The sequence below is a fragment of the Phenylobacterium sp. genome (assembly GCF_030651755.1).
Classification (GTDB): domain Bacteria; phylum Pseudomonadota; class Alphaproteobacteria; order Caulobacterales; family Caulobacteraceae; genus Phenylobacterium.
Genome location: NZ_JAUSBZ010000058.1, coordinates 18,066 through 44,511 on the forward strand (window position 1 = coordinate 18,066; position 26,446 = coordinate 44,511).

At 65.9% G+C, this 26,446-nt stretch carries 28 protein-coding genes and 1 pseudogene; 20 read left to right on the top strand and 9 right to left on the bottom strand.

Annotation, left to right across the window (positions count from 1 at the left end; translation table 11 throughout):
- Positions 1–86: 86 nt before the first annotated feature.
- Positions 87–1,259 carry a ribonuclease D gene (rnd, locus tag Q7V15_RS05990; RefSeq protein ID WP_304754520.1) on the top strand — a complete coding sequence of 391 codons (1,173 nt, stop codon included), beginning with the start codon at positions 87–89 and terminating at the stop codon, positions 1,257–1,259.
- A 3-nt stretch (positions 1,260–1,262) separates the two neighbouring features.
- Here the strand turns inward: rnd and Q7V15_RS05995 are convergent, their stop codons facing one another.
- Genes Q7V15_RS05995 through Q7V15_RS06005 form a run of 3 tightly spaced genes read right to left on the bottom strand, consistent with a single transcriptional unit; the run spans position 1,263 to position 5,676 of the window.
- Positions 1,263–2,759 (bottom strand): Ppx/GppA phosphatase family protein, encoded by a 1,497-nt coding sequence (locus Q7V15_RS05995; RefSeq protein WP_304754521.1) that lies wholly within the window; start codon positions 2,757–2,759, stop codon positions 1,263–1,265.
- Positions 2,740–4,953: an RNA degradosome polyphosphate kinase gene (locus Q7V15_RS06000; protein WP_304754522.1), complete on the bottom strand. Its 2,214-nt coding sequence runs from the start codon at positions 4,951–4,953 to the stop codon at positions 2,740–2,742. Before Q7V15_RS06000 ends, Q7V15_RS05995 begins: the two co-directional genes overlap by 20 nt.
- Positions 4,954–5,010: 57 nt before the next feature.
- Entirely contained in the window at positions 5,011–5,676 is a 666-nt protein-coding gene (locus Q7V15_RS06005; protein WP_304754523.1) for a chromosomal replication initiator DnaA, read from the bottom strand.
- A 184-nt stretch (positions 5,677–5,860) separates the two neighbouring features.
- On the opposite strand from Q7V15_RS06005, the gene Q7V15_RS06010 reads away from it, so the two are divergent.
- Positions 5,861–6,079 (top strand): dodecin, encoded by a 219-nt coding sequence (locus Q7V15_RS06010; RefSeq protein WP_304754524.1) that lies wholly within the window; start codon positions 5,861–5,863, stop codon positions 6,077–6,079.
- Positions 6,080–6,087: 8 nt separating this feature from the next.
- On the opposite strand, the gene Q7V15_RS06015 is transcribed toward Q7V15_RS06010, so the two are convergent.
- Together Q7V15_RS06015 and Q7V15_RS06020 are read right to left on the bottom strand one after the other, a co-directional pair.
- A complete protein-coding gene (locus Q7V15_RS06015; protein ID WP_304754525.1) occupies positions 6,088–6,852 on the bottom strand; it encodes an arginyltransferase in 765 nt (254 codons plus the stop codon).
- Positions 6,853–6,968: 116 nt separating this feature from the next.
- Positions 6,969–7,877: a flagellar motor protein MotB gene (locus tag Q7V15_RS06020; protein ID WP_304754526.1), complete on the bottom strand. Its 909-nt coding sequence runs from the start codon at positions 7,875–7,877 to the stop codon at positions 6,969–6,971.
- An 87-nt stretch (positions 7,878–7,964) separates the two neighbouring features.
- Here Q7V15_RS06020 and Q7V15_RS06025 point away from each other — a divergent pair, with 87 nt between their 5' ends.
- From Q7V15_RS06025 to Q7V15_RS06035, 3 genes are read left to right on the top strand one after another with little or no spacing between them, the layout of a single operon-like run.
- On the top strand, positions 7,965–8,825 hold the full coding sequence (locus tag Q7V15_RS06025; protein WP_304754527.1) for an NAD(P)-dependent oxidoreductase: 861 nt from the start codon (positions 7,965–7,967) through the stop codon (positions 8,823–8,825).
- Positions 8,822–9,322 (top strand): GNAT family N-acetyltransferase, encoded by a 501-nt coding sequence (locus Q7V15_RS06030; protein WP_304754528.1) that lies wholly within the window; start codon positions 8,822–8,824, stop codon positions 9,320–9,322. The genes Q7V15_RS06025 and Q7V15_RS06030 overlap by 4 nt, the downstream gene beginning before the upstream one ends.
- Positions 9,323–9,341: 19 nt before the next feature.
- Positions 9,342–10,205, top strand: a complete 864-nt coding sequence (locus tag Q7V15_RS06035) for an alpha/beta fold hydrolase (protein ID WP_304754529.1) — start codon at positions 9,342–9,344, stop codon at positions 10,203–10,205.
- Here the strand turns inward: Q7V15_RS06035 and hemB are convergent.
- Positions 10,202–11,218: pseudogene (hemB, locus tag Q7V15_RS06040) on the bottom strand (porphobilinogen synthase). The gene Q7V15_RS06035 and the pseudogene hemB overlap by 4 nt on opposite strands.
- Positions 11,215–11,694 (bottom strand): hypothetical protein, encoded by a 480-nt coding sequence (locus Q7V15_RS06045; RefSeq protein ID WP_304754530.1) that lies wholly within the window; start codon positions 11,692–11,694, stop codon positions 11,215–11,217. The pseudogene hemB and the gene Q7V15_RS06045 overlap by 4 nt, the downstream one beginning before the upstream one ends.
- 70 nt (positions 11,695–11,764) lie before the next feature.
- Here Q7V15_RS06045 and Q7V15_RS06050 point away from each other — a divergent pair, with 70 nt between their 5' ends.
- The 4 genes from Q7V15_RS06050 (at position 11,765) to hemA (ending at position 16,303) form a co-directional block, all read left to right on the top strand.
- The gene (locus Q7V15_RS06050) at positions 11,765–12,901 is read left to right on the top strand and encodes an acyl-CoA dehydrogenase family protein (protein ID WP_304754531.1); all 1,137 of its coding nucleotides are present in this window, start codon (positions 11,765–11,767) and stop codon (positions 12,899–12,901) included.
- On the top strand, positions 12,898–13,956 hold the full coding sequence (locus Q7V15_RS06055; protein ID WP_304754532.1) for an enoyl-CoA hydratase/isomerase family protein: 1,059 nt from the start codon (positions 12,898–12,900) through the stop codon (positions 13,954–13,956). Before Q7V15_RS06050 ends, Q7V15_RS06055 begins: the two co-directional genes overlap by 4 nt.
- A 65-nt stretch (positions 13,957–14,021) precedes the next feature.
- Positions 14,022–14,918, top strand: a complete 897-nt coding sequence (mmsB, locus tag Q7V15_RS06060) for a 3-hydroxyisobutyrate dehydrogenase (RefSeq protein ID WP_304754533.1) — start codon at positions 14,022–14,024, stop codon at positions 14,916–14,918.
- Positions 14,919–15,073: 155 nt separating this feature from the next.
- Positions 15,074–16,303 (top strand): 5-aminolevulinate synthase, encoded by a 1,230-nt coding sequence (gene hemA / locus Q7V15_RS06065; RefSeq protein ID WP_304754534.1) that lies wholly within the window; start codon positions 15,074–15,076, stop codon positions 16,301–16,303.
- A gap of 59 nt (positions 16,304–16,362) precedes the next feature.
- Here the strand turns inward: hemA and Q7V15_RS06070 are convergent, their stop codons facing one another.
- Positions 16,363–16,791, bottom strand: coding sequence for a MucR family transcriptional regulator (locus tag Q7V15_RS06070; protein ID WP_304754535.1), 429 nt, complete (start codon positions 16,789–16,791; stop codon positions 16,363–16,365).
- Positions 16,792–16,956: 165 nt separating this feature from the next.
- On the opposite strand from Q7V15_RS06070, the gene glyA reads away from it, so the two are divergent.
- The 9 genes from glyA (at position 16,957) to Q7V15_RS06115 (ending at position 24,754) form a co-directional block, all read left to right on the top strand.
- Positions 16,957–18,267, top strand: coding sequence for a serine hydroxymethyltransferase (gene glyA / locus Q7V15_RS06075; protein WP_370689774.1), 1,311 nt, complete (start codon positions 16,957–16,959; stop codon positions 18,265–18,267).
- A 33-nt stretch (positions 18,268–18,300) separates the two neighbouring features.
- Positions 18,301–18,774: a transcriptional regulator NrdR gene (gene nrdR, locus Q7V15_RS06080; protein WP_304754537.1), complete on the top strand. Its 474-nt coding sequence runs from the start codon at positions 18,301–18,303 to the stop codon at positions 18,772–18,774.
- Between the two features lie 32 nt (positions 18,775–18,806).
- Complete coding sequence (locus tag Q7V15_RS06085; RefSeq protein ID WP_304754538.1) at positions 18,807–19,448, top strand: RibD family protein; 642 nt, start codon at positions 18,807–18,809, stop codon at positions 19,446–19,448.
- A complete protein-coding gene (locus Q7V15_RS06090; RefSeq protein ID WP_304754539.1) occupies positions 19,449–20,039 on the top strand; it encodes a riboflavin synthase in 591 nt (196 codons plus the stop codon).
- 41 nt (positions 20,040–20,080) lie between these two features.
- Positions 20,081–20,542 (top strand): 6,7-dimethyl-8-ribityllumazine synthase, encoded by a 462-nt coding sequence (ribH, locus tag Q7V15_RS06095; protein ID WP_304754540.1) that lies wholly within the window; start codon positions 20,081–20,083, stop codon positions 20,540–20,542.
- A complete protein-coding gene (gene nusB / locus Q7V15_RS06100) occupies positions 20,539–21,009 on the top strand; it encodes a transcription antitermination factor NusB (RefSeq protein WP_304754541.1) in 471 nt (156 codons plus the stop codon). The genes ribH and nusB overlap by 4 nt, the downstream gene beginning before the upstream one ends.
- On the top strand, positions 20,996–21,964 hold the full coding sequence (thiL, locus tag Q7V15_RS06105) for a thiamine-phosphate kinase (protein WP_304754542.1): 969 nt from the start codon (positions 20,996–20,998) through the stop codon (positions 21,962–21,964). Before nusB ends, thiL begins: the two co-directional genes overlap by 14 nt.
- A gap of 40 nt (positions 21,965–22,004) precedes the next feature.
- The gene (locus tag Q7V15_RS06110) at positions 22,005–22,436 is read left to right on the top strand and encodes a hypothetical protein (RefSeq protein WP_304754543.1); all 432 of its coding nucleotides are present in this window, start codon (positions 22,005–22,007) and stop codon (positions 22,434–22,436) included.
- Positions 22,437–22,627: 191 nt separating this feature from the next.
- A complete protein-coding gene (locus Q7V15_RS06115) occupies positions 22,628–24,754 on the top strand; it encodes a sodium-translocating pyrophosphatase (protein WP_304754544.1) in 2,127 nt (708 codons plus the stop codon).
- 77 nt (positions 24,755–24,831) lie between these two features.
- On the opposite strand, the gene Q7V15_RS06120 is transcribed toward Q7V15_RS06115, so the two are convergent.
- Complete coding sequence (locus Q7V15_RS06120; RefSeq protein ID WP_304754545.1) at positions 24,832–25,317, bottom strand: outer membrane protein assembly factor BamE; 486 nt, start codon at positions 25,315–25,317, stop codon at positions 24,832–24,834.
- Between the two features lie 106 nt (positions 25,318–25,423).
- Between Q7V15_RS06120 and Q7V15_RS06125 the strand changes: the two genes are divergently transcribed.
- Positions 25,424–25,954, top strand: a complete 531-nt coding sequence (locus tag Q7V15_RS06125; protein ID WP_304754546.1) for a ubiquinol-cytochrome C chaperone family protein — start codon at positions 25,424–25,426, stop codon at positions 25,952–25,954.
- Positions 25,951–26,446, top strand: a 496-nt coding sequence (locus Q7V15_RS06130; RefSeq protein ID WP_304754547.1) for a DUF177 domain-containing protein, incomplete at its 3' end; no start/stop codon positions are given. The genes Q7V15_RS06125 and Q7V15_RS06130, both read left to right, overlap by 4 nt.

Genomic DNA, 26,446 nt, shown 5'->3' on the forward strand with positions numbered 1-26,446 from the left:
GGCCCCTCTGGGGGCGGAAAGAATTTTGGGGCGCCCATGCATCGGGCGCTTGCAGACTCGGTCGCGCGCGAGGCTATAGCTACGTGATGACGCCGATTACAACCACCGCCGAACTCGCGGCGTTCTGCGACAGACTGAAAGGCCAGCCCTTCGTCGCCGTAGACACCGAGTTCATGCGCGAAACCACCTACTGGCCAAGGCTCTGCCTGATCCAGGCGGCGACCGCCACTGATGAGGCGGTCATCGACCCCATGGCCGAGGGCATGGACCTTGAGCCGTTCCTGGAAGTCATGCGCGATGAGAGCATCCTCAAGGTGTTCCATGCCGCCCGCCAGGATGTCGAGATCTTCAACAATCTGAAGGCCATGCCAAAGCCTCTGTTCGACACTCAGGTGGCCGGGATGGCCGCCGGGTTTGGCGAGCAGATCGCCTATGACGCCCTGGTCAGACAGATGCTGAAGATCGAGCTCGACAAGTCGAGCCGGTTCACCGACTGGGCGCGGCGGCCCCTGGCGGAATCCCAGCTAACCTACGCCCTGGCCGATGTGACCCATCTCGCCAAACTCTATCCGATGCTGCGCGAGCGGCTGGAGACGGAAAACCGCCTCGTCTGGGTGACCGACGAGATGGAGAGCCTGACCGACCCGGCCCACTACGACGTCGTCCCTGAGAACGCCTGGCGGCGCCTCAAGCCCCGTCGTCACACGGCCAAGTACATGGCGGTCTACAAGGCTGTCGCGGCCTGGCGCGAGCGGACGGCGCAGCAACGCGACCAACCCCGCGGTCGAATCCTGAAGGACGAAGCCATCGACGAGGTGGCGACGCAGGCGCCGACCGATGCGGCGGGACTGGATCGTCTGCGCTCGGTGCCCAAGGGCTTCTCGGGCTCGAAGTTTGGCCCTGATCTTCTGGAGGCCATTCGCGAGGCGTTGAAGAACCCCGAGGCCTACGCGCCGGTGGTCGAACGCGCCCGTCCGGCCAGCTCCCCCGCCGCGGGCGCTGTGGTGGAACTGCTGAAGGTCCTGCTCAAGGCCAGGGCCGAAGACACCGGCGTGGCCTCCAAGCTCATCGCCACGGTTTCGGACCTGGAAATGATCGCCAATGATGACGGGGCCGATAGTCAGGCCCTGAAGGGTTGGCGTCTGGAAGCCTTCGGCGCTGACGCCCTGCGGATCAAGCGCGGCGAACTGGCCCTGGTGCTGGACGGCGCGCGGGTTCGGGTCGTCGAGGTTCGACGGGCGCCCAAGGCGGCAGGCTGAGGTTCAGACCAGTTCCAGTTTCAGCTTCAGGGCGCCGGCCAGGGTGGTCGCCCGCTTAGCTGTCTGGTCCCCCAGCAGAAGATCAGACCAGCCTTGTGCGGCGGTCAGGCGGAGTGTCGTTCCCTCAATCGCCAGGGGCGCCTCCGCCAGCAGCCGACCATTGCGGCCTGACAGATCGCATCCCAGACGCAGAGCTGCGCCCAGGGCCTTGGCCCGCGCCCGCCGCTCGCTGGTCAGCACCCGGTTCAGGGTGTCCGGCTCAGGGTGATTGCCCGACGCTGAGTGTCGAGCGAAGGTCGTCAGCGCCAGGAAGCAACGCTCGGCGTGGGACATGCCAGCGATTGGGGCTCGCAGAACCTGTGCAAAAGCCAATTCGGCGCGGTGATCGGGGTGGAGCCGTCCTCCAAGATCGGCCAGGCGACAGGCGGCGGCGATCAGCAGGGGCTCGCGGTCGCCGAAGACCGGCTCCAGCGCCGCGAAGGTTGGCGTCAGCCAGGTCTCCAGCGCCCGGGGCATGTCGCCCGCGGAGAGGCCACGCATGGCGCTCATGGCTTCGCAGCCCTCCAGGAGGGGATCGCGCCGCCGGATTGCAGGCGCCATGGCGTCCCACAGCAGGCCCTCTCGCAGGCCGAAGGCGGAGATGACGATTCGCTCCAGGCCCAGGCGCTCAATCAGCGATTCGAGCACCAGAGCGGCGTAGGGCAGGGTTTCGTAGCGTTTCTTGGACAGCCCCTCGATCCGCTCCAGGGATGAGCGGGACTGGCGCACCACAAACCGGGTCAGGTCCAGGGCCTCGGTGCGCGACATCTCATACTGGTGGGCCACCCGCAGGGGGTAGGCGGTCATGATCATGTGCAGCAGGCCGAGATTTCGCCATGCGCCCCCCACCGCATGGAATTCGCCGCCGCCCCAGGCAGGGGTCAGGGTCGACAGTTCACCTTCGATGAGCCGCCGGGTCGGTTCCAGGGCCAGCGGTCTGGGCGCCCCCAGGGCGAAGGGGCCCAGGGGCAGGGTCAGTCCAGGCGCCGGCCCATCGGGACCCACCTGGACTAGCTCAAGGCTGGAGCCCCCCAGGTCGCCGACCAGGCCACGGGCGCTGGGATGGCCGGCCAGGACGCCGGCGGCGGCGTAATGGGCTTCCTCCTCGCCGCTCAGCACCCGCAGCGGAATGCCCAGCTCAGCGCGGACGTGGTCGGCGAAGGCGGGGCCGTCCTCGGCCTCGCGAACCGCGGCCGTCGCAACCGCCACCACGTCGTCGGGCGCCCAGTCCTGCAGGATGGCCCTGAAACGGCGCAGAGCGCCCATGGCCACCTCGACGCCCTCCGGAGCGAGCCGCCCGGTCTCGGCCATGTCGCGGCCCAGGCCGGCCAGGGCCTTTTCGTTATAGACCGTCCAGATCGCCCGGCCCTCGAGCCGGTAGATCACCAGGCGAACCGAGTTTGAACCGACGTCGATGACCGCGGCCTGCCGGCTCTCAGGTCTAAGCTCGGGCTGCGACATGGTCGATCGCGCGCGGCATGTCCTTCACACGCTGGCCACGGCCAGAGAGGCTTGGATTTGTCATGAAATACTCGTGCGCGGAAAATGCGCCGGGATGGTCCCAGTTGGGATCGCGGGTGTAGCCGCCTCCGGCGTCCAGGGTCCAGCTCTGAGCTTCATCCTTCAGGTTGGCCACCATGATCTGCTGCAGCACCTGCTGATGAACCGTGGGGTTTTCCACCGGCACCAGGCTCTCGACCCGCCGATCCAGGTTGCGGGGCATCCAGTCCGCCGACGAAATGAACACCCGCGCCTTGCTGGACGGCATGGCGTGGCCATTGGCGAACGCCACGATTCGGGAGTGTTCCAGAAACCGGCCGACGATGCTCTTGACCCGAATGTTTTCCGACAGCCCAGGCACCCCCGGCCGCAGGCAGCAGATGCCGCGGATCACCAGGTCGATGGATACCCCGTCCTGGCTGGCGGCGTAGAGGGCGTCAATGATCTCCGGGTCGACCAGGGCGTTCATCTTGGCCCAGATGGCGGCGGGTTTCCCCGCCCGCGCATTGGTCGCCTCCTGGGCGATCAGGGCGATGATGTCGCGCTTCATGGTGATCGGAGAGAAGGACAGTCGCTCCAGCTTGGTCGGCTGGGCGTAGCCGGTGATGTAGTTGAACACCCGCGACGAATCCCGAGCCAGGGCCGGGTCGGTGCTGAACAGGGACAGGTCGGTATAGATCCTGGCGGTGACCGGGTGATAGTTGCCAGTCCCATAGTGGCAGTAGGTGCGAACCTGATCGCCCTCCCGCCGGACGACCACCGACAGCTTGGCGTGGGTCTTGTATTCCACAAAACCGAAGACCACGTGGACGCCGACGCGCTCAAGATCGCGGGCCCACTTCAAATTGGCTTCCTCGTCGAACCGCGCCTTGATCTCGATGACCGCAGTGACGTTCTTGCCGTTCTCGGCCGCCTCGATCAGGGCCGCAACGATCGGGCTGTCGGACGATGTGCGATAAAGGGTCTGTTTGATCGCCAGAACATGGGGATCTCGGGCGGCCTGGCGGACGAACTGCACCACCACGTCAAAGCTCTCGAACGGGTGGTGGACCAGGATGTCCTTTTCCCGGATGGCCGAGAAACAGTCCCCCCCATGGTCCAGGATGCGTTCCGGGAAGCGGGCGGTGAATGGCTTGAATTTCAGGTCGGGCCGGTCGGCGGGGATCAGCTGCGCAAGTTCGTCCAGGCCCAGCAGGCCGTCGATCAGCAGGACGTCGTCGGGCTGGGCGTTGAGGTTTTCGCAGATGAAGGCCCGCAACGGCTCGGGCATGGCCTGTTCGATCTCAACCCGCACGACTGAACCGAGGCGCCGCTGCTTGAGGCGCGCCTCGAACTCGCGAACCAGGTCCTCGGCCTCTTCCTCGATCTCCACGTCGGAGTCGCGGATCAGCCGAAATACGCCGCTGGCCTCCACGTCGCATCCAGGAAACAGGTGGTCGACGAACAGGGCGACCATCCCCTCCAGCGAGATGAAGCGGCGCTGCGGCTTGGCGGGTCTGCGCCCACCCCGGGGCGCCTCCAGTTGCCAGAACCGCGCCACCTGGGCCGGGATGGGGACGAGGGCGTTGAATTTGCGGCCGTCAGCGTCCCGCCGCAGGGTCAGCGCCAGGGAGAAGGCGAGATTGGGAATGAAGGGGAACGGATGGGCCGGGTCGATGGCCAGGGGGGTCAGGATCGGAAACACCAGGTTTAGAAAGGATGTCTCCAGACTGCTCCGTTCGGCTGGGGTCATTTCATCAGCCTCAATGAGCTTGAGGCCCTCGGCCGCCAGTTCCTGGCGAAGATCTCGCCAGCGGGTCTGCTGGTCGGTCATCAGCATGGCCGCTTCGGCGTTGACCTTTTCGAGCTGCTCAGGCGCCGTGAGACCGTCCTGACTGATCGAACGGACCCGCTCGCGGACCTGGGCCTTCAGGCCGGCGACCCGAACCATGTAGAATTCGTCGAGATTGTTGGCCGAAATCGACAGAAAGCGGAGCCGCTCCAGCAGAGGGTGGCGGGGGTTCTTGCTCTCCGACAGAACGCGCTCGTTGAAGGCCAGCCACGAGATTTCCCGGTTGAAAAACCGGTCCTTGGAGGCGGCCAGTTCGGCGTCCCAAGCCAGGACAGCGTGAGCCTTGGCCTCGCTCTGATGCGACGGGGACGCGACATAGGACATGGGGGCCTCGTTGAGCGTGACTGGATTTGGCGAACCTCGCCGATCATGCCCGCAGGGTCACTCGAAAAGGTCAAGATTCTCCGTCTCGTCCTCCAGGACCTGACGGGCGAGCACCCGTGAGACTGGCCGATGACTTTCACCCGAAGCGGCGTCCAGGCGCTGAACCACCTCCCAGGCCGCCGGCGCTGAGCGTTCGATGCGGTTGATGATGTAGGGGATGACATCGTCGTGCGGGGTGATATTGCAGCGGGCGAACAGCCGCCGCAGGACGGCCTCCAGCACAGCGTCATCCGGCGGTTCAATCTCCGCCACCGGCAAGGCGTTGAGACGCGAGCGCAGGTCCGGGAGCTCGACGGGCCAGAGGGCCGGCGCGGTGCGCGCCGTCAGCAGCAGACCGCCTCCGGGCCGTGCGGCCATGTTGATCCGGTGGAAAAGGAATTCCTCGTCAAATCCCCGGTCAACGTCCTCAATCAGGGCTGGGCCGGTATGAGACAGATCGGGGTCCTGGGGCGAAAGTTCCACGGCCCCAGCCGCCTCAGCCCACAGGCGCGCCAGATGGGTCTTGCCCACCCCTTCTGGTCCCACCAGCACCATGGCGCCCCCATGCCATTCGGGCCAGGCGGAGAGGGCGGCGCGGGCGGCGGCGTTGGAGGGGCCGGCGGCGAAGTCGTCCCGTTCATAGGTCGCAGGACGTCGAAGCTTCAGCCGAAGCTGCCGGGGCATGGAGCGTTTCCGCGGAGGGGTGACTCTGGTCGCGCGACCCTAGCAGCCGCCTCCTTGGGGGTCGATGCATCGGCCCCTGTCCCCTGGGGATGACCGGGCGAGGCCTGTGCGCGCCTTTCGGAACGGGATTGCAGGCAGAACGCTAAGGAATTGCGCCGAGCCGGCGCGTCACAGGAGGCTTTTCATGTCGGATCACGTCTACAGGGTCGTCGAGCTGGTTGGCTCGTCAAATGACAGCATCGAGGACGCCATCCGGAACGCCGTCACCGAGGCGGGCAAGTCCCTGCGCGACATGCGCTGGTATGAAGTCACCGGGACCCGGGGAGAGATCACTGACGGGCAGGTCGGCCACTTTCAGGTCTATTTGAAGGTGGGCTTCACCATGGAGGGTTCTCGCGACTGAGGTCAGTTTCAGCCGCGGGGTGCGTTCAGGATTTCGCGGCTGCTGACCCGGGCCCAGCCCTCAGGGCGCAGAAACTCGATGGGCGAGAACCGGGCCTTGTAGTCCATCTTGTCGCTGCCTCGGACCCAATAGCCGAGATAGACGTGGGGCAGTTCCAGCAGGCCGCACTGAACCACGTGATCCAGGATCATGAATGACCCCAGGCTTCTTCGGGTCTGCTCGGGATCATAGAAGCTGTAGACCATGGACAGGCCGTCAGCCATCAGGTCGATCAGGGCGCAGGACACCAGGTCGCCGGGCCCGCCATCCTCTGACCGAATTCGGTATTCTACCAGGTGAGTACGCACGGCGGTGTCTTCGACCATGGCCACATAGTCGGGCCAGCTCATTTCAGCCATGCCGCCGTCAACATGTCTGGTGGTGAGATAGCGGCGCAGCAGGTCGAACTGCTCCATCGTGGCCTCAGCCTCGACGACGGAGCGTTCAATGTCGCCGTTTCGCGTCAAAATACGGCGTTCTGAGCGCGAGAAAACATAGTCGGCCGCCGGCAATCGCGCCGAGATGCAGGCCATGCACGACTCACAGGCCGGCCGGTAGGCGATGTTCTGGGATCGGCGAAAACCCATCTGGGTCAGGGAATCATTGACGCTGGGCCCGTCGGCCATGGGCAGGTGGGCGAAGACCTTTCGCTCAAATCGGCCCGGCAGATAGGGACACGGCGAGGGCGCGGTCAGGAAGAACCTAAGCTGTCGTGTCGGGAAATGCTGCGTCACGGAGCCGGTTTCGACCTCAAGCCTCTGCGTCGCCGATGATTAGGCGGCATTGAACCCAATCAGGCAAGCCGCACATTTTAGTGACTGGCAAAAGACTTACCCGTTTCTGGTTGACCCTAGGGGCGGATGTCCGGCGGCAGCACGGGCGCCTCGCGAAGCAGCACCACAGCGATGCGGCGGTTGCCGGGCAGGGTGGGATCGTCAGGATAGAGCGGCTCTGAATTGGCCTTGCCAGACACCTGATAAATCCGATCGGAGTCGACTCCGGCGGTCTGAAGCACCCGGCGCGAGGAATCAGCCCGGGTCGCCGACAGCGCCCAGTCGCCCTCTGATCGGGCGCCGTTCATGTTCACGCTGGTGTGACCATAGATGCTCACCCGGTTGGGGAGCTGATTGATGATCTTGGCCACAGCCCGCAGCAACAGGCGGGCCCGGTCATTGGGCTGTCCCGACCCCTCGGCGAACATCGAGCGACCCTCCTGGTCCACCAGCTGGATGCGCAGCCCCTCAGGGGTCTGATCGATGATGATGTTTTTGGAGAGCTCCGCCAGCTCCGGCATGTCCTGAAGGGCTTGGCGGAGGGACTGGGCGGCCGATTGGAAGGCGGCCTCCTCCCGCTTCTGAAGCGCGTCGCGCAGAGCCTCGGTGCTGGCCGCCTGAAGCCGGCTCTTGGTCGACGGGTCCTGGGTCTCGCCATCTTCTTCGGGATTTGGCGATTCCGGCGACATCTGCTCGATGATTGACATGGAGCCTGAGGACTTGGCGCCGTCAGATCCAAGCGCCGTGCCCCCGAGTATTCCCCCCGAACCGGAGGTGGTGGAGGAAATGCTGGCCGGCGCGAAATAGTCGGCGATGCCCCGCTTCTGTTCCGGGCTCGTGGTGTTGATCAGCCACATCAGCAGGAAGAAGGCCATCATCGCGGTGACGAAGTCGGCATAGGCCACCTTCCAGGCGCCGCCATGGTGCCCATGACCCCCGCCCTTCTTGACCTTCTTGATGATGATCGGCCGCTCGCCCGTCGCCATCGACACACCCCGGTTAACGCTAATCGTCGGTAAGGTCTTCGGTCGGCGTTAAGATGGCGTTGCGATCTTTGAGTCTGGGAGATGGATATGAAGCTGGCCTTTGTCGGACTTGGGGTCATGGGCTTTCCCATGGCGGGGCATCTGGCCCGGGCGGGCCATGATGTGGCGGTCTTCAACCGCACCGGCGCCAAGGCCCTGCGCTGGGCAGAAACCCACAAGGGGCGGGCCGTCTCGACCATCGCCGAGGCGACGGCTGGGGCCGAGGCCTTGATCCTGTGCGTCGGCGCTGATGACGATGTCCGTCAAGTGACGACCGAGGGCCTTGAAGCGCTGGCGGTTGGGGCGGTGATCATCGACCACACCACCACCTCTGCGGCGCTTGCCCGCGACATGGCGAACCTCGCCTCAGCCGCGGGCCGAAGCTTCGTGGACGCGCCGGTTTCGGGCGGTCAGGCAGGGGCGGAGGCTGGCAAGCTGACCATCATGTGCGGCGGCGATCCCGCGGCCTTCGCCCGCGCCGAACCGGTGATGGCCGCCTATGCTCAGGCGATACGGCACATGGGTCCGGCCGGGGCGGGTCAGCTGACCAAGATGGTCAATCAGATCTGCATCGCTGGCGTTGTCCAGGGCCTGGCCGAGGGGATGCACTTCGCGCGCCGGGCGGGCCTTGATCCCGTCGAGGTGCTGGGGGCGATCTCCAAGGGCGCGGCTCAGTCATGGCAGATGGACAACCGCTGGCCGACCATGGCGCAGGGGCGGTTCGACTTCGGGTTCGCCGTCGACTGGATGCGCAAGGATCTGGGGCTGGTGCTAGACGAGGCGGCCGCCAATGGCGCCCAGCTGGAGGTCACCCGGTTGGTGGACAGCTTCTATGCCGAGGTTCAGGCCATGGGCGGGTCCCGCTGGGACACGTCGAGCCTGGTGGCGCGGCTGGAACCGCCGGCGTGATCCTGGAGACGCCGCGTCTGACCCTGCGCGAGGCAGGGGCGGAGGATGCGGCCTTCGTGCTCGACCTGTTGAACGCGCCGGGCTTCATTCAGGGGATCGGGGATCGTGGCGTCCGCACCCTCGATGAGGCGCGCGGCTATATCGAGACCCGTATCCTCAGCAGCTATCGCGACCATGGCTTTGGGATGTGGGTGGTAACGCCGAAGGGGGAGGGCCAGGCCGTCGGGCTCTGCGGCCTGGTGCGGCGAGAGATCCTGCCCCATGTGGACCTGGGCTACGCCTTCCTCGAGCGTTACTGGGGACAAGGCTACGCCCAGGAGGCGGCGGGCGCCGTGCTCGCCCATGCCCGGGGCGTGTTCGGGCTCGCGACCGTGGCGGCCATCGTCAATCCGGATAACCTGGCCTCGTGCCGGGTGCTGGAGAAGATCGGGTTCCGGTGGGTCGACATCCGTCAGCTGGAGGGATGGGACCAGCCCAGCGCCTACTACTGCGCCTGAGCGCCTCCGGGAGGGGCTAATGACCATCACCACCAGGACTGTGCAGGCGAACGGCCTTGCGTTTGCGGTGGACGAGGCCGGTGAAGGCGAGCGTCTGGCTCTTTGCCTGCATGGCTTCCCCGAAAGCCGTTTCTCCTGGCGGGCGCAGATGCCGGTCCTGGCGGACCTGGGCTACCGGGTCTGGGCCCCGGATCTGCGCGGCTATGGCGAAACCGAACCCAAGCCACAGGACGTGGACAGCTACCGGATGGAGCGTCTTCTCGAAGACGTGGCCGCCCTCCTCGATGCGGCCGGCGCCCGGGAGGGCATGCTGGTGGCCCATGACTGGGGCGCGGCCGTCGCCTGGACCTTTGCGGCGCGAAAGGTGCGCCCCTTAAGCCGCCTGGTGATCATGAACCTGCCGCATCCGGCAGTGTTCGGGACGGTCCTGCGTCGCTCGCCCAGGCAGATGCTGCGTTCCTGGTATTTGGCCTTTTTCCAGATTCCCGGGGTACCCGAACGCATGCTGTTGGCCAGGGACGCCCGGGCCATCCGGCGGGCCTTTTCCGAAATGGCCAAGGACAAGGGCCGCTTCCCCGAGGCGGTGCTTGACCGCTACGCCATGGACGCCCAGCGGCCGGGCGCCATGACCGGCATGATCAACTGGTACCGGGCGGCGGCCCGCCACCCTGACTTCATGCGCGAGCCCTGGGCGAAGATCGAGATTCCCACCCTGGTCATCTGGGGCGAGGCCGATGCGGCGCTCGGCCTGGAGACGCTGGAGGGGACGGAGGCCTATGTCTCCGATCTGCGGATCGAGCGTCTGCCCGGCGTCTCCCACTGGGTGCAGCAGGAGGCGCCGGAGGCGGTCAACAGCTTGCTGGTCGACTGGCTAAAGGACTAGGCGCCGAGCAGCCGCGCCGCGTGGGGGGCGAAATAGGTGATGGTGCCGGCCGCGCCGGCCCGTTTGAAGGCGCCCAGGCTTTCGAGGATGGCGCGGTCCTCATCGATCCAGCCATTGGCGCCGGCGGCCTTGATCATGGCGTACTCGCCGGACACCTGGAAGGCGAAGGTCGGCAGGCCGTAGGCCTCCACGAGGCGGCGCAGGATGTCGAGATAGGGCAGGCCCGGCTTGACCATCACCATGTCGGCGCCCTCGGCGATGTCGAGGGCGACCTCCCGCAGGGCCTCCTCGGTATTGGCCGGGTCCATCTGGTAGGTCTTTTTGTCCCCGGGATTATCCACAGACCCTGTGCCCAGTTTTCCCGAGCCGATGGCGTCGCGATAGGGGCCGTAAAAGGCCGAGGCGTACTTGGCGGCATAGGACATGATCATCACGTCCTGCAGGCCGTCAGCCTACAGGGCGGTGCGCAGGGCGCCGACCCGACCGTCCATCATGTCTGACGGAGCCAGGATATCGCAGCCGGCCCTGGCCTGGACCAGGGCCTGTTCGACCAACTTCTCGATGGTGGCGTCGTTCAGGATGACGCCGTTTTCAATCAGGCCGTCATGGCCATGGTCGGTGAACGGATCCAGGGCCACATCGCACATGATCCCAACCTCAGGCGCGGCGTCCTTCATGGCTTTGACCGCCCGGCAGATCAGCCCGTCGGGGTCGGCCGCCAGGGAGCCCGTGGCGTCCTTCCGAGACATCTCGATGTGCGGAAAGATGGCGATGGCCGGAATACCAAGGCGCCTGGCCTCCACCGCGGCCTTGGCGGCCTCGGCCACCGACAGGCGGGCCACCCCGGGCATGGAGGTCACGGGGACCTGACCCTCACCCTCATGGACCACCATCGACCAGATCAGGTCGGCCGGGGTCAGGACGGTCTCGCGAACGAGGCGGCGGATCCAGTCGGCCTGACGCAGACGGCGCAGGCGCAGGGCGGGGTAGGCGGCGAGGGGAGGCTGGCTCATGACGCCCGGCTCTTACCCATCCCCTGGTCAGAGGCAAGTCTGATGGCGCCGATGACCGAAGCGCCAATGAGCCAGAGGCCCGAGAGGAAGGCCATGGCGATGGCGCCGACGATCAGGGCCAAGAGGGTGGCGTCGATGGCGACCTGACCGATCACCACCTCCATCTTGTCGAATCCGTCCCAGCCCAGGGTGTTGGCGACGCCATAGAGGGAGGCCAACACATGGATGACGGCGGCCAGACCGCAGATACCCGCCAGAAGCGCGAGGACAAAGGACACCCAGAAGCATCTGATTTGAAAGGTGAAGTGACTCCGCCCAGGCTCGGCAGCCGAATCGCGCTGGGTATAGGCGATGATCACCGCCACCAAGGCCGGAACGCCAGCGAAGAAGAAGGAGGCGAACAGCAGACCATAGTTCAGCAAGGCCAGGTTGCGGGCCGCTTCGCGTGGAGTCTCGCCCATGCCATCGAACGTCATTCTGTCTCCCCCTGTCGTTGACAGGGTGCGCCGCCCGGGCAAGTTCCTCAAGCCCACGAAAGGCCAGGCCATGAATTTTGAGTTCTCTGACGACCAGCGAGCGCTACAGGCCGCCGCCCAGGCCTTCGCCGCCGCGGAACTGGCCCCGTATTCGGCCCGCTGGGATCGGGAGTCGTATTTTCCTGTCGAAACTCTTCGTCAGGCCGCCGCCCTTGGCTTTGCAGGCATCTATCTGTCGGAGGACGTCGGCGGGACGGGGCTGTCGCGGCTGGACGCTTCTCTGATCTTCGAAGCCCTCGCCTATGGTGACGTGGCGACTACGGCCTATCTGACCATTCACAACATGGCCTCCTGGATGATCGACCGGTTCGGGGACGAGGCGCTCCGACAGCGCTACCTGCCGCGCCTGACCACCATGGACCTGATCGCCTCCTATTGCCTGACCGAGCCGGGGGCGGGGTCCGACGCCGCAGCGCTCACCACCACCGCCGAGCGGCAGGGGGAGACCTATGTGCTCAACGGCTCCAAGGCGTTCATCTCTGGCGGTGGGGTCTCTGATCTCTATGTCGTGATGGCGCGCACTGGCGGGGCCGGGGCCGGCGGGGTCTCGGCCTTTGTGGTGGAGAAGGAGACGCCAGGCCTCTCCTTCGGAGCCAGGGAGCGCAAGATGGGCTGGAACGCCCAGCCTACGGCGCAGGTGAACTTTGACAGCGTCCGCATTCCACTCGCCAACCGCATCGGCGGGGAGGGCGAGGGGTTCCGCTTCGCCATGATGGGGCTCGACGGCGGACGCCTCAACATCGCCTCCTGTTCCCTGGGTGGCGCGGCCCTGGCCCTGGACACGGCTCAGGCCTATCTGGCCGAACGTCGGCAGTTCGGCCGACCTTTACGGGAGTTCCAGGCCCTGCAGTTCAAGTTGGCCGATATGGCCACCGAGCTGGAGGCCGCCCGCCTGATGGTTCGTCGAGCCGCCGCGGCCCTGGACGCCGGGCGCGTAGACGCCACCAAGCTGTGCGCCATGGCCAAACGGTTCGCCACCGACGCGGGGTTTCAGATCGCCAATGAGGCCCTGCAGCTGCATGGCGGCTATGGCTATCTCTCCGACTACCCGCTGGAGCGGATCGTCCGCGACCTGCGCGTTCACCAGATCCTGGAAGGGACGAACGAGATCATGCGGGTGATCATCGCCCGGGAGCTTTACCGATGACCGTTGAGCCTGACGTCCTGACTCGCATTGAGGGCGCGGTGGGCCGCATCACCTTGAACCGGCCTGGCGCCCTACATGCCCTGACCACCGGCATGTGCCAGGCGATGATCGAGGCCCTGGTGGCCTGGCGGCAAGACCCCGCCGTGACCTTCGTGCTTATCGACCATTCCGGCGAGCGGGGCTTCTGCGCCGGGGGCGACATCCGCATGCTGGCGAAAAGCGGGGCCGGCGACGGCTTTGCCGCGCGGGAGTTCTTCTTCACCGAGTACCGGCTGAACCACCTGATCCATGAGTTTCCCAAGCCGGTGATGGCGATCATGGATGGGGTGACCATGGGCGGCGGCGTCGGTCTGGCCCTGCCGGCCCGCTACCGGGTGGCCACCGAGCGGACCACCTTCGCCATGCCGGAAACCGGTATTGGGCTCTTCCCGGACGTGGGTGGGGGGTGGCACCTGCCGCGTCTGCCGGGGAAGTCTGGTCTCTGGCTGGCCCTGACGGGGGCCCGGCTCAAGGCGGCGGACTGCGAACTGCTGGGCCTGGCCACAGACTATGTGCTCGCCGACCAGATCGAAGGCCTGAAGGCGCAGATCATCACCGATCCGGACGCGGTCGAGACGCACCTGACCCTGCTGGAGGCCGACCCAGGCCGCCCGCCCCTGGGGCTGCACCGGGACGAGATGGATCACCTGTTCGCCGGCGACAGCGTGGAGGCCATCTTCGCGGCCCTGGAGGCTGACGGCGGGGACTGGGCGAAGGCCCAGCTGGAGGTCCTTAAGACCAAGTCGCCCCAGACCCTGAAGGTCGCCTTTCGGCAGCTGTCCCTGGGTGCGCAAGCGCAGAGCTTCGCCGAAAACATGGAAATGGAATACCGGATCGGCGCCCGGGTCGTCGGGCTCTACGACTTCATTGAAGGCGTCCGTGCGGTGATCCTCGACAAGGACAATGCGCCCCGCTGGAACCCGGCCCGGCTCGAAGGGGTGAGCGAGGCCATGCTGGACGAGATCTTTGCGCCCCTGCCTTCCGCCCAGGGCTGGCGGCCGCTACCCTTGGAGTAAGGCGGCGATCGTCCGCCAGATCACGGGAGGACCACCATGCGCGCGCTTGAATGGGCGATTGGAGCATGACTCGCTACGCCCTGATCGGCCTGGGCAACATGGGTGGCGGAATGGCCGCGGTCCTGGCGAAGGCCGGCCACCAGGTTCAGGCCTTTGATCTTTCGCCTGCGGCCGTTGGTCGCGCCGCTGATGCCGGAGCCGAGCCTGCGGCCTCGGCGGCGGACGCTGTGGCCGGGGCCGACGTCGTGCTGACCATGCTGCCAGCCGGCGCCCATGTCCGGCAGGTCTATGATCAGGCGGTCCTGCCCCATGCCGGGCGCGACGCGCTATTGATCGACTGCTCGACCGTGGACGTCGACACCGCCCGCGACGTCGCCACCCTGGCGAGGGAGGCCGGTTTCGCCGTGGCCGACGCCCCAGTATCGGGCGGGGTGACGGCGGCGGCGGCCGGAACGCTGACCTTCATGGTCGGCTGCCCCGAGCCCTTGTTTCCCAATGTTAAGGCCGCCCTCTCGCCGATGGCCAAGACGGTGGCGCGGGCTGGCGAGGCCGGCGCGGGGCAGGCGGCGAAGATCTGCAATAACCTGCTGTTGGGCGTGTCGATGATCGGCGTCTGCGAGGCCTTGGCCCTGGCCGAACGCCTGGACCTGGATCCAGAGCGATTCTTCGAAATCGCCTCGGCCTCATCGGGCCAGTGCTGGTCTCTCACCTCATACTGCCCCTGGCCGGGCCCGGTGGCGGCCGCGCCGTCCAATCGCGGTTATGAGGGGGGATTCGCCGTCGCCATGATGCTCAAGGACCTCAAGCTGGCGCAGGGCGCGGCGGCTTCGGTGGGGGCCTCGACGCCCCTGGCGGCCCAGGCGGAGGCGCTTTATGCGTTGTTTGATCGCCTTGGCTATGGCGAAAAAGACTTTTCGAGCCTACTTCAGTTGCTACGCGGACGGTTGGACACCTTGGCCTGACCGTTGACGAAGTCGGCACGGTCGTTGACGCAGATCAAGCAGGCGCGACACAGCGCCTTGTAGACATTTTCCGAACCCGGCGCCAAAAACCGGGCGGATTTTAGGGGACCAGTTGCGGCGTGAGATTGTCGAGCGCGCGACCGGATTTCGTTGCGATGGATTACAGGACCGCCTTTCAGAACGCCCTTGAGCGGATTCACGCCGAGGGTCGCTACCGGGTCTTTGCAGATCTGAAGCGCCATCGCGGCGCCTTCCCCCGGGCCACATGGACCCGTCCCGACGGCTCGACCCAGGACGTGGTGGTCTGGTGCTCCAACGACTATCTCGGCCAGGGCCAGAACCCCGTCGTGATCGAGGCCATGAAGACGGCCATCGACGAAGCCGGCGCCGGCTCCGGTGGCACCCGCAACATCTCCGGCACCACCCATTACCATGTCGAGCTGGAGCATGAGCTCGCCGACCTGCACGGCAAGGAAGCCGCGCTTCTGTTCACCTCAGGCTATGTGTCCAACGAGGCGTCGCTTTCGACCCTCTACAAGATCCTGCCCGGGCTCATCATGTTCTCCGATGAGCTGAACCATAATTCGATGATCTCGGGCATCCGCGCCGGCGCGCGCGAGCAGCGTCGGGTCTTCCGCCACAATGATCTGGCTCACCTGGAAGAACTGCTGGCGGCAGCGCCGGCCGACGCGCCCAAACTGATCGCCTTTGAGAGCGTCTATTCCATGGACGGCGACATCGCCGACATGCCGGCCATGGTCGCTCTGGCCAAGAAGTACGGCGCCATGACCTATCTGGACGAAGTCCATGCGGTGGGCATGTATGGCCCCCGCGGCGCTGGCGTCGCCGAGCGCGACGGCGTCATGGACCAGATCGATATTGTCGAAGGCACCCTGGGCAAGGCGTTCGGCGTCATGGGCGGTTATATCGCCGCTGATGCTGTGATCATCGATGCGATCCGGTCCTATGCCGACGGCTTCATCTTCACCACCTCGATCCCGCCGGCCCTGGCGGCGGGGGCGGTGGCCTCGATCCGCTATCTGAAGGCGCACAACGAGGTTCGGGTGGCCCATCAGGCCCGCGCCCAGGCGCTCAAGGAGCGGCTGAGCAAGGCGGGCATCCCGGTGATGCCGTCCGAGAGCCATATTGTCCCGGTGCTTGTGGGCGATCCGGTCCATTGCAAAATGATCTCGGACATCCTGCTGAGCGACTACGGCGTCTATGTCCAGCCGATCAACTATCCCACCGTGCCCCGGGGCACCGAGCGGCTGCGCTTTACCCCGTCACCGGCCCATTCCGACGAGATGATCGATCATCTGGCCCGGTCGCTGGAAACCCTGTGGGTTCATTGCAATATCAAGCGCGTCGGCGGCGTCGCCGCCTGAGGCGCTAGGGTTTCGGGTTGGCGCGCGGTTCATCGGCGCGCCCTTCGACGGGATGCGCCTCAGGCCTTGCGGCGAACCCCGCGGCCAAGGCCGATCTGCTTGGCGAAGTTGGATCGCTTGGCCGCATAGGCCGGGGCGACCATGGGATAGTCTGGCGGCAGGCCCCAGCGGCGACGATAATCCTCGGGGCTCATGTCATAGCGGGACCGAAGGTAGCGCTTGAGCATTTTTAGCTGCTTGCCGTCCTCCAGGCAGACAATGAAGTCCTCCTGGATCGAACGGCTGATTGGCACGGCGGGCTTTGGCCGCTCCGTGGGCGCGATGGGTTGGGGTTCACCGAGGCCGCTGAGGGCGCCATGGACCGAGCGGATCAGGTCCGGCACGGCGTCAGCGCTGACCGCGTTGCGGCTCACATAGGCTGTGATGATGTCGGCCCCCAGGCGCAATACATACATCGAACGGCCCGAGGCCTCGTCTTCAACGCTCATTTGGTGGTCCCCTCCGACACGTACGACGGCGCCATGGCCGGGCTATGGCTGGCTTGGCGATGGGGTGGGAAACGCGCCGGATTGGACTTTGTTCCGCAGGTCGTCGGCTGTGGTTGGAACCTTGCCGCGATAGGGGTAAAAGGCGCCTCCGCTCCACCGACTCCGATGCGAGGTCCTCCCTTGACCGCCCAAGCCCAAACCACCGCCGCCGCCGACGCCTTCTTTGGACAGGGTGTGGCCGAGCGCGATCCTGAGATCGCGCACGTCCTGCAAGGGGAACTGAAGCGCCAGCAGGATCAGATCGAACTGATCGCCTCGGAGAACATCGTCTCGCGGGCGATCCTTGAGGTGCAGGGTTCGGTCCTGACCAACAAATACGCCGAAGGGTACCCGGGCAAGCGCTACTATGGCGGTTGCGAAGAGGTTGATGTGGCCGAAAGCCTGGCCATCGAGCGGGCGAAGCGCCTGTTCGGGGCGGAGTTCGCCAATGTGCAGCCGCACTCAGGCAGCCAAGCCAACCAGGCGGTATTCATGGCCACCATGAGCCCCGGCGACACCTTCATGGGCATGGATCTGGCGGCGGGCGGTCATCTGACTCATGGCAAGAACGTCAACCAGTCGGGCAAGTGGTTCAATCCCGTGGCCTATTCGGTCCGCCAGCAGGACCAGCTGATCGACTATGACGAGGCCGCGGCCGTTGCGCTGAGCGCCAAGCCCAAGGTCATCATCGCTGGTGGTTCCGCCTATAGCCGCGAAATCGACTGGGCCCGGTTCCGGGAGATCGCCGACAGCGTCGGCGCCATTCTGATGGTGGACATGGCCCACTATGCCGGTCTGATCGCCGGCGGCGCCTATCCCAACCCGGTTCCCCACGCCCATGTGGTGACCTCGACCACCCACAAGACCCTCCGCGGTCCCCGCGGCGGTCTGATCCTGACCAATGACAAGAAGCTGGCCAAGAAGATCGACTCTGCCGTCTTCCCCGGCCTGCAGGGCGGGCCGCTGATGCATGTCATCGCCGCCAAGGCCGTGGCCTTCGGCGAGGCCCTGCGTCCCGATTTCAAACTCTATGCCCGTCAGGTGGTGGAAAACGCCCGCGCCATGGCCGACGCCCTGGCCGCGGGGGGACTGAAAATCGTTTCCGGCGGCACCGACAGCCATCTGATGCTGGTCGACCTGACGCCCAAGGGGGTGACGGGGGCTGACGCCGAGGTCGCCCTGGAGCGCGCCAACATCACCTGCAACAAGAACGGCATACCCTTCGACCCGCTGCCCTTCACCCAGACCTCGGGCCTGCGCCTGGGATCGCCGGCCGGCACCTCGCGGGGGTTCGGCCCGGCCGAGTTCCGTCGCATCGGGCAGTTGATCGCCCAGGTGGTCGACGGTCTGGCCGCGGGTGGCGATAACGCCGCGGTCGAAGCCGCGGTCCGCGAAGAGGTCCTGACCTTGACCCGCCGCTTCCCTATCTACAGCTAGAGCGGCCAAGCTGGCCGCGGAGGGGCTGATCTCATGCGATGCCCGTTCTGTGGCCACGCCGAGAGCCAGGTGAAAGATAGCCGCCCGTCCGAGGACGGGGCGGCTATCCGTCGTCGCCGGCTGTGTCCGGCCTGCGGCGGCCGGTTCACCACCTTCGAGCGCGTCCAGCTCCGCGAGCTTACGGTGATCAAACGGTCTGGACGGCGCACGCCTTTTGATCGCGAAAAGCTGCTGCGCTCCATCGATATCGCCATCCGCAAGCGCCCGGTCGATCCCGAGCAAATTGACCGCATGGTCAATGGCATCACCCGTCAGCTGGAGAGCATGGGCGAGACCGATATTCCCTCAGAGGTAGTCGGGGAGCTGGTGATGAAGGCGCTCAAGTCCCTCGATGATGTGGCCTATGTTCGCTACGCCTCCGTCTATCGCGACTTCCGGGAGACCCGCGACTTCGCCGATTTCCTGGGCAGCGAAGGCCTTGGTGAGCGTTCGGAGGAGGAGCGTTAGGCGCACGTTCCGCCTGGCGCCGGCTCCTGGCGATGATCACGCTCAAGCTCGCCACCTCCCTCGACGGCAAGATCGCGACAGCTGCGGGCGAAAGCCGCTGGATCACTGGCGCGGAATCCCGCCAGCAGGTCCACCATCTCCGCAGCCTTCATGACGCCGTTCTGGTTGGCGCTGGAACGGCGCTGGCCGATGACCCCGAACTCACGGTCCGCCTGCCTGGCTATGCGGGGCCGCAGCCGGCTCGGGTGATCCTCGACAGTCGCCAGCGGCTGTCGCCGACATCGCGTCTGGCTCTTACGGCCCGGGATGTGCCCACCTATCTGGTCACCAATGGCGCGCCGGCCAGCGGACTGGTGGAGGCCGGCGTCCAGATTGTGCAGGTTGGCGAGAACGGCGCGGAGCGATCATCGCTTCCATCGGTCGTGGCCGCCCTGGCCGCCCTGGGTCTCGCTCGACTGTTCGTTGAGGGGGGCGGTGAGGTGGCCGCGAGCTTCCTGCGCCATAATCTCGTGGCGCGCCTGGAGTGGTTTAGAGCGCCTATCGTCATTGGCGACGAGGGCCGCTCTGGCGTCGGCGCTATGGCTCTTGAGGCCCTGTCCGGTGCGCCCCGGCTACGGCGAACGGAGATTCAGGTCCTGGGGCAGGATCTTTGGGAACGATACGAGAGGATCTGAATGTTCACAGGCATCATCACTGACGTCGGGCGAGTTCGGTCCGTCCGGGATACGGACCGTGATCGGCGATTTGAGATCGAAACCCGGTTCGACCTGTCGAGCGTGGAGATCGGCGCCTCCATCGCCCATGCGGGCTGCTGTCTGACCTTGGTCGAGAAGGGCGCCGACTGGTTCGCCGTCGAGGTGTCTGGCGAAACCCTCGATCGGACAACCATTGGGGCCTGGGAGCCCGGTCATCCCGTCAATCTGGAGCGTTCGGCCCGGGTCGGCGATGAGTTAGGCGGACATATCGTTTCTGGCCATGTGGACGGCGTCGGAGAGGTGATTTCGGTCGAGTCCGAGGGCGGCTCGCATCGGGTGAAGGTGCGGGTTCCCCGCCCGCTCCACCGATATATCGCCCCAAAGGGCTCCATCACGGTCGAAGGGGTGTCCTTGACCGTCAACGAGGTTGAGGATGACGTCTTCGGGGTGAACCTCATTCCTCACACCTGGGAGGTGACCACCCTGGGCGGGCTGAAGCCGGGCTCGGCGGTCAATCTGGAGATCGACATGCTGGCGCGGTATCTCGCGCGCTGGCGCGAAACCGCCTAAAGGCAGCATATGGCCGCCTTCCGCGGCCCCTGGAATCTGTGATGCAAGACGAGAAGCTGCGCGTCCTCGTGGTCGAGGCGCGATATTATAGCGAAATCGCCGACGCCCTGCTGGCGGGCGCAACCGACGTGCTGAGCGCGCACGAGGTCGATTTCGACGTGGTGACCGTGCCCGGGGCGCTGGAGATTCCCAGCGCCATCGCGATCGCCGACGCATCCGGCAGCGGTGGCGGGGTTGCCTATGACGGCTTTGTGGCCCTGGGCTGTGTGATCCGCGGCGAAACCTATCACTTCGAGATCGTGTCCAACGAATCGGCGCGGGGGCTGATGGAGCTGACCATTGGGCGCCGGCTCTGTATCGGGAACGGTATTCTGACGGTTGATGAAGAAGCTCAGGCCTGGGCGCGCGCCCGGGCCAGCGAGGGTGACAAGGGCGGCGGCGCTGCGCGGGCCTGCCTGGAAATGATCAGCCTGAAGGCCCGCCTGTCTGGGCACGACCAATGAGCGGCGACCTGCCGACGCCCCCGCAGCCGGCGCGACAGGCAAGGTCGGTGGCCCGTCTGGCCGTCGTCCAGGCCCTTTATCAGATGGAAGTATCCGGCGCGGGCGTGGAGGCGGTGATCCGCGAGTTCTCCGACCACCGTTTCGACCGGGATGTGGAAGGCTTCGCCCTCACGGGCGCGGACGAAACCTTCTTTGCTGACCTGCTGCGCGGTGTTGTGGCCCACCAGACTCAGGTCGACCGAGCCGTGGTTCGGCGACTGGCCCAGGGCTGGCGTCTGGAGCGGCTGGACGCCACCGTTCGGGCCATTCTTCGCTCAGGGGCCTACGAGCTTTCTGAGCGTCCTGATGTCCCCACCGAGGTGGTGATCGACGAATATGTGGAGCTGGCCAAGTCCTTCTTTGAGGGACCAGAGCCCGGCTTTGTGAACGGCGCCCTGGACGGATTGGCGCAGGATGTCCGGACCTGACGGCGCGGACAAAGCGCCGGACGAATTCGAGCAGATCGCCCGGCTCTACCGTCCCCTGACCCGCGGCGCCCCAGAGGCCCTTGGCCTTTTGGACGATGCGGCGGTCATTCCGGCCCGGCCCGGCTTCGACCTGGTTGTGACCAAGGACGCCATGGTGGAGGGGGTGCATTTCCCGGTCGGCGAGGCGCCCGACCTGGTGGCGCGCAAGCTGTTGCGGACCAACCTCTCCGACCTTGCGGCCAAGGGGGCTGATCCCTTCGGCTATTTCCTCGCGGTGGCCTGGCCGCCTGATGCGGACCTTGCTGTTCGCGAAGCCTTCGCCCGCGGCCTGGACGTCGACGGCGCGACCTTTGGCGTCGTGCTGCTCGGCGGCGACACCGTCTCGACTCCGGGCCCCTTGAGCGCCAGCCTGACTCTTCTCGGCTGGGTCCCCCAGGGGCGGGCGGTGCTCCGTTCGGGGGCGAGGCCTGGGGATCTCGTGATGGTCAGCGGCCCGATCGGGGACGGGGGCCTGGGCCTGGCCGCCGTCGAGGGTCGCCTCGCCGATGGCGATGGCTATCTGAAGGGCCGCTACAGGCTTCCTGGCCCGCGGTTGGACCTTCGCGACGGTTTGCGCCGTTGGGCCTCCGCCTGCGCCGACATCTCCGATGGATTGCTGGCCGATGCCGGTCATATCGCCACAGCCAGCGGCGTAGGGATTCAGTTGCACCTTGATCGTGTTCCCCTCTCCGCCGCCGGAGAAGGCTGGTTGGCCGACCAGCGCGACGTCGCCCGCGGCCGGGCGGCGCTGGCTAGCTTTGGCGACGATTATGAACTGGTGATCACCGCTTCGCCGCAGGCCGCGAAGGCCCTGGGTTTGCCGGTCATCGGCGTCGTCGAGGAGGGCCGGGGGTTGAGGGTGGACTTCGACGGCGCGCCCCTGCCGATCGAGCGCGCCGGCTGGTCGCACCCCTGATCGTAAGACAACGGCAACCCTGTCGCCCTAGGGTTTCGCCATGCATCGTCGAAGCCTGCTCGCCGCCATCCCGGCCCTGATACTGGCCAATCGCGCATCGGCCGCAGGCCCTCCGGCGGCCAAGGCCCAGGCAGGTCAGTATGTGGATATCTCTCCAGTGGCCCTGCCCGTGGTGATCGGCGAACGGGTGGTCAACTACATCTTCGTGGGCGTCCGGGTGAACCTCTCGCAGGTCGCCAACCTCCAGAAAATCAGGGAGCGCGAGCCGTTCTTTCGGGACGCCCTGGTGCGGGCGGGGCATCGCACCCCGTTCACGGGCAAGACCGACTTCGTCACCCTTGATGTGGACCGGTTGAAGGCGGTGATGCTCAAGGAGGCGGTGCGTCTCGGGGGCAGGGACATTCAGAGCGTGGCGGTCACGTCCCAGACCGCCAAGCGGCAAAGCGGCCTGCCTCGGCATCCGGGGGCCTGAGCCCCCTAGAAGGCCCGAAAACACAACCCGTTGCGCCCCTATCGCAACCTTGGCACAGTCCCCTGGCGAAAAATAAAAATGAGGCGCTGCAATGACGGCGTCTCAACCCAGAGGAAACGTTGCGGCTTGTCTTCCCCGGCATTCAGGCGGGGAAAGGCTGCGTCGCGCCATCAAATAGGGGCGTCTGAACTATGAGTCTCGAGCTTACGCTGGTGATTGTCGCCGGCCTGCTGGCGGTGCTTTACGGCATTGTCCAGTCCGCATCTCTGATGCGGGCTTCCCCCGGCAACCCTCGCATGCAGGAAATCGCCGCGGCGATCCAAGAGGGCGCCCAGGCCTATCTGCGCCGCCAATACACGACCATCGCCATGGTGGGCGTGGTCATTCTGATCGGTGTCGGGGCGCTTTTGGGCATCTACCCAGCCATTGGCTTCCTGATCGGAGCCGTCCTTTCGGGCGCCGCGGGTTTCGCCGGCATGTGGATTTCGGTGCGGGCCAATGTGCGGACCGCCCAGGCGGCTTCGGAGAGCCTCGAAAAGGGTCTGTCCCTGGCCTTCAGGTCCGGCGCTGTCACCGGCATGCTGGTGGCGGGTTTCGCCCTGGTCGGGGTGGCTGGCTACTTCTTCGTCCTGACGAGGACCCTTGGCTTCGAACTCACCAGCCGCGAGGTCGTGGACTCGCTGGTGGCCTTGGGCTTTGGCGCCTCCCTGATCTCAATCTTCGCCCGTCTGGGCGGGGGCATCTTCACCAAGGGCGCCGACGTGGGCGGCGATATGGTGGGCAAGGTCGAGGCTGGCATCCCAGAGGATGACCCGCGCAACGCCGCCACCATCGCCGACAATGTGGGTGACAATGTCGGCGACTGCGCCGGTATGGCCGCCGACCTCTTTGAGACCTATGCGGTGACCACCGTGGCCACCATGGTGTTGGCGGCGATCTTCTTCCGGGGCACCCCCCTGGTGGAGGCCATGATGATGCTGCCCCTGGCCATCTGCGGCGTCTGCATCATCACCTCGATCATCGGCACCTTCTTCGTTCGACTGGGCAAGTCGCGCAACATCATGGGCGCCCTCTATCGCGGCCTGATCGTCACCGGCCTCCTGTCTGTGGGCGCGATCTGGTGGGTCACCACTCGTATGGTGCCTGACACGGTGACCCTGGGAGCACGCAGCTTCGACGGCCTGTCCTTGTTCTATTGCGGCGTCGTCGGCCTGGCCGTCACCGCGGCCATCGTCGTCATCACCGAGTACTACACCAGCACCGCCTTCCGTCCGGTGAAGTCTGTGGCCAAGGCGAGCGTCTCTGGCCATGGCACCAATGTCATTCAGGGTCTGGCCGTCAGCCTTGAATCCACGGCGCTTCCGGCCCTGGTGATCATCGCCGGCATCATCGTGGCCAATGGCCTGGCGGGCCTGTTCGGCATCGCCATCGCCACCACCGCCATGCTGTCCCTGGCCGGCTTCATCGTCGCCCTGGACGCCTTCGGTCCGGTGACGGACAACGCCGGCGGCATCGCCGAGATGGCGGGCCTGCCCGCGGACGTCCGAGTGTCCACCGACGCCCTGGACGCGGTGGGTAACACCACCAAGGCCGTGACCAAGGGCTACGCCATCGGCTCGGCGGGCCTCGGGGCTCTGGTGCTGTTCGGCGCCTATACCGAGGACCTGAAGTTCTTCGCGTCCACCGCCGCGCCCGGATCCTTCTTTGAAGGCATGGGCGACGTGGCCTTCGATCTGTCCAATCCCTATGTGGTGGTCGGTCTGCTGTTCGGCGGGCTTCTGCCCTTCCTGTTCGGCGGCATGTCGATGACGGCCGTGGGTCGGGCGGCTGAGGCCGTGGTGGTCGAGGTTCGTCGCCAGTTCAAGGAGAACCCCGGCATCATGACCGGCGAGGTCAAGCCGGAGTACGGCCGGGCTGTGGACATCCTCACCAAGGCGGCGATCCGCGAAATGATCGTGCCCAGCCTTCTGCCCGTGGTGTCGCCGGTGGCCCTGTTCTTCGTCATCATGGCCATCGCTGGCAAGGCTGACGCCTTCTCAGCTCTGGGCGCCATGCTGATGGGGGTGATCGTCACCGGACTGTTCGTGGCCATTTCCATGACGTCTGGCGGCGGCGCCTGGGACAACGCCAAGAAGCTCATCGAAGAGGGCCATCACGGCGGCAAGGGATCGGAGGCTCACAAGGCCGCCGTCACCGGCGACACCGTCGGCGACCCCTACAAGGACACGGCCGGTCCCGCGGTGAACCCCATGATCAAGATCACCAACATCGTGGCGCTGCTGCTGCTGGCGATCCTGGCTCATGGAGCGGTCGGCTAGTCCGCCGATCAGCCAAACGACAAACGCCCCGGAGAGCGATCTCCGGGGCGTTTTCTTTGGACGTCTTACAGATGGCTTTAGCGCCGGTCCCCCGGGCGATTGCCAGGCACTGATTCATCGTCCCGCGGCAGCATGCCCCCACGGCCGACATTGCCCAGCAGCTGCTCGAGAACGGTCAGCTCGCGGCCGCGGGTCGGGGTTTCGCGATCATTGAAGGCCACCACCCGGCCGTCCTCCAGGGTGTAGTGATCCACCGACTCCACCACTTCGCTGTCGCTGTTGAACGTAATGGCGACCACCTCGCGGTTGACGATCTGCGGCCGCAGGAAGGCCACCTGCTCCTTCACCTGGGCGACATAGAACCAGATGTTGTCCTCAAAGGTCGAGGTGGCGGAGGGCGAACCCAACCGGCCTCTGACGGTGGACTTGGTGTCCTCTCCCACCTTCACATCGGTCGGACTGGCGTCGATCGCCTGGAATCCGGAGTAGGTGGTGATCGGCGCGCAGGCGCTGGTGGCCAGCAGTCCGGCCGAAAAGACGGCGAAGGCGACACGGCGAAACATGTGGGAACCGGACCTGTTCAAGACTTCAAGACTTTGACCTATCGCCCGCGGGGCCTTAGTTCAATGCCCGCCGTTAACGCCCTGTGGCGGCAAAATCGAGGCAAAGATGATCCTGGAGCGTCTCTTTCGTCCCAAGCCGGCAAGAATCGCTGGCCAAAAACTCTATGCCGAAGTGGTGACCCAGGCCCGCTCGCCTGAATTTTACGGTCGCCTGGCCGCGCCGGACACGGTGGAAGGGCGCTTCGAGCTCTACTCCCTCCATGTGGTGCTGCTGCTGGATCGCCTCAAGCGTCAGGGCGCTCCAGCGGCCGACACCGCCCAGGCCCTGTTCGACGCCTACATCTCAGCCCTCGATGACGCCCTGCGGGAAATGGGGGTGGGCGACCTGTCCGTAGGTAAGAAGATGCGCAAGCTGGGTGAGGCCTTCTACGGGCGGGTGAAATCCTATGAGACGGCCCTGAGCCTGCTCCCCGACGAGGCGCCCTTGGCCGCCCTGATCGCGCGGACGGTCTATGCCGAGGCCGAAGGCGCGCCGGTCGAGCCCATGGTCGCCTATGTCCTGCGCCAGCGGCTAACCCTGGCTGAGCTGCCCTTGGAGACCATTCTGGCGGGCGATATCGTCTGGGCGGCTCCGTGAACCAGGCTCCGATCTGGTCCCATCGGTTCCGTATGGGCGATCTCGCCCGCGGACCGGTAAATCTGCGGCTTGAGGCCGACGAAGCGACGCGGACGGCTCTGGCGCGCCATCTGGGCCTGCGCAAGATCAAGTCTCTGACCGCCGATGTCCGGGTTCGCCCGTGGTTGGATGGCGCGGAGATTGGCGGCCGGTTCGAGGCCGTGGTGGAGCAGGAGTCCGGGATATCCCTCGAGATCTTCGACCAGACGGTCGAAGGTCCCTTGGAGGTGCGCCTGGTCCCTGCGGGGAGCCCCAACGCTCCAGATCCCGAGGTGGAAATCGAGCTTGATCCAGACGCCCCCGATCCGCCCGAAATCCTCCAAGGCGACGTTATCGATCTGGCGGCCTATGTGGTCGAGCACCTCGCCGTGGAGCTCGATCCCTTCCCCCGATTGCCCGGGGAAACCTTCGACTACCAGTCGCCGCAGGATGACGACTCGCCCTTCGCCGTGC

Coding starts and splice junctions, on each gene's coding strand:
- hemA (WP_304754534.1), top strand. CDS start 15,074: ATGGATTACAGGACCGCCTTTCAGAACGCCCTTGAGCGGATTCACGCC.
- Q7V15_RS06110 (WP_304754543.1), top strand. CDS start 22,005: ATGCATCGTCGAAGCCTGCTCGCCGCCATCCCGGCCCTGATACTGGCC.
- Q7V15_RS06115 (WP_304754544.1), top strand. CDS start 22,628: ATGAGTCTCGAGCTTACGCTGGTGATTGTCGCCGGCCTGCTGGCGGTG.
- Q7V15_RS06125 (WP_304754546.1), top strand. CDS start 25,424: ATGATCCTGGAGCGTCTCTTTCGTCCCAAGCCGGCAAGAATCGCTGGC.
- Q7V15_RS05995 (WP_304754521.1), bottom strand. CDS start 2,759: ATGTCGCAGCCCGAGCTTAGACCTGAGAGCCGGCAGGCCGCGGTCATC.
- Q7V15_RS06035 (WP_304754529.1), top strand. CDS start 9,342: ATGACCATCACCACCAGGACTGTGCAGGCGAACGGCCTTGCGTTTGCG.
- ribH (WP_304754540.1), top strand. CDS start 20,081: ATGCAAGACGAGAAGCTGCGCGTCCTCGTGGTCGAGGCGCGATATTAT.
- thiL (WP_304754542.1), top strand. CDS start 20,996: ATGTCCGGACCTGACGGCGCGGACAAAGCGCCGGACGAATTCGAGCAG.
- glyA (WP_370689774.1), top strand. CDS start 16,957: ATGCGAGGTCCTCCCTTGACCGCCCAAGCCCAAACCACCGCCGCCGCC.
- rnd (WP_304754520.1), top strand. CDS start 87: ATGACGCCGATTACAACCACCGCCGAACTCGCGGCGTTCTGCGACAGA.
- Q7V15_RS06020 (WP_304754526.1), bottom strand. CDS start 7,877: ATGGCGACGGGCGAGCGGCCGATCATCATCAAGAAGGTCAAGAAGGGC.
- Q7V15_RS06055 (WP_304754532.1), top strand. CDS start 12,898: ATGACCGTTGAGCCTGACGTCCTGACTCGCATTGAGGGCGCGGTGGGC.
- Q7V15_RS06085 (WP_304754538.1), top strand. CDS start 18,807: ATGATCACGCTCAAGCTCGCCACCTCCCTCGACGGCAAGATCGCGACA.
- Q7V15_RS06045 (WP_304754530.1), bottom strand. CDS start 11,694: ATGACGTTCGATGGCATGGGCGAGACTCCACGCGAAGCGGCCCGCAAC.
- mmsB (WP_304754533.1), top strand. CDS start 14,022: ATGACTCGCTACGCCCTGATCGGCCTGGGCAACATGGGTGGCGGAATG.
- Q7V15_RS06050 (WP_304754531.1), top strand. CDS start 11,765: ATGAATTTTGAGTTCTCTGACGACCAGCGAGCGCTACAGGCCGCCGCC.
- Q7V15_RS06070 (WP_304754535.1), bottom strand. CDS start 16,791: ATGAGCGTTGAAGACGAGGCCTCGGGCCGTTCGATGTATGTATTGCGC.
- Q7V15_RS06010 (WP_304754524.1), top strand. CDS start 5,861: ATGTCGGATCACGTCTACAGGGTCGTCGAGCTGGTTGGCTCGTCAAAT.
- nrdR (WP_304754537.1), top strand. CDS start 18,301: ATGCGATGCCCGTTCTGTGGCCACGCCGAGAGCCAGGTGAAAGATAGC.
- Q7V15_RS06000 (WP_304754522.1), bottom strand. CDS start 4,953: ATGTCCTATGTCGCGTCCCCGTCGCATCAGAGCGAGGCCAAGGCTCAC.
- Q7V15_RS06005 (WP_304754523.1), bottom strand. CDS start 5,676: ATGCCCCGGCAGCTTCGGCTGAAGCTTCGACGTCCTGCGACCTATGAA.
- Q7V15_RS06120 (WP_304754545.1), bottom strand. CDS start 25,317: ATGTTTCGCCGTGTCGCCTTCGCCGTCTTTTCGGCCGGACTGCTGGCC.
- Q7V15_RS06025 (WP_304754527.1), top strand. CDS start 7,965: ATGAAGCTGGCCTTTGTCGGACTTGGGGTCATGGGCTTTCCCATGGCG.
- Q7V15_RS06090 (WP_304754539.1), top strand. CDS start 19,449: ATGTTCACAGGCATCATCACTGACGTCGGGCGAGTTCGGTCCGTCCGG.
- nusB (WP_304754541.1), top strand. CDS start 20,539: ATGAGCGGCGACCTGCCGACGCCCCCGCAGCCGGCGCGACAGGCAAGG.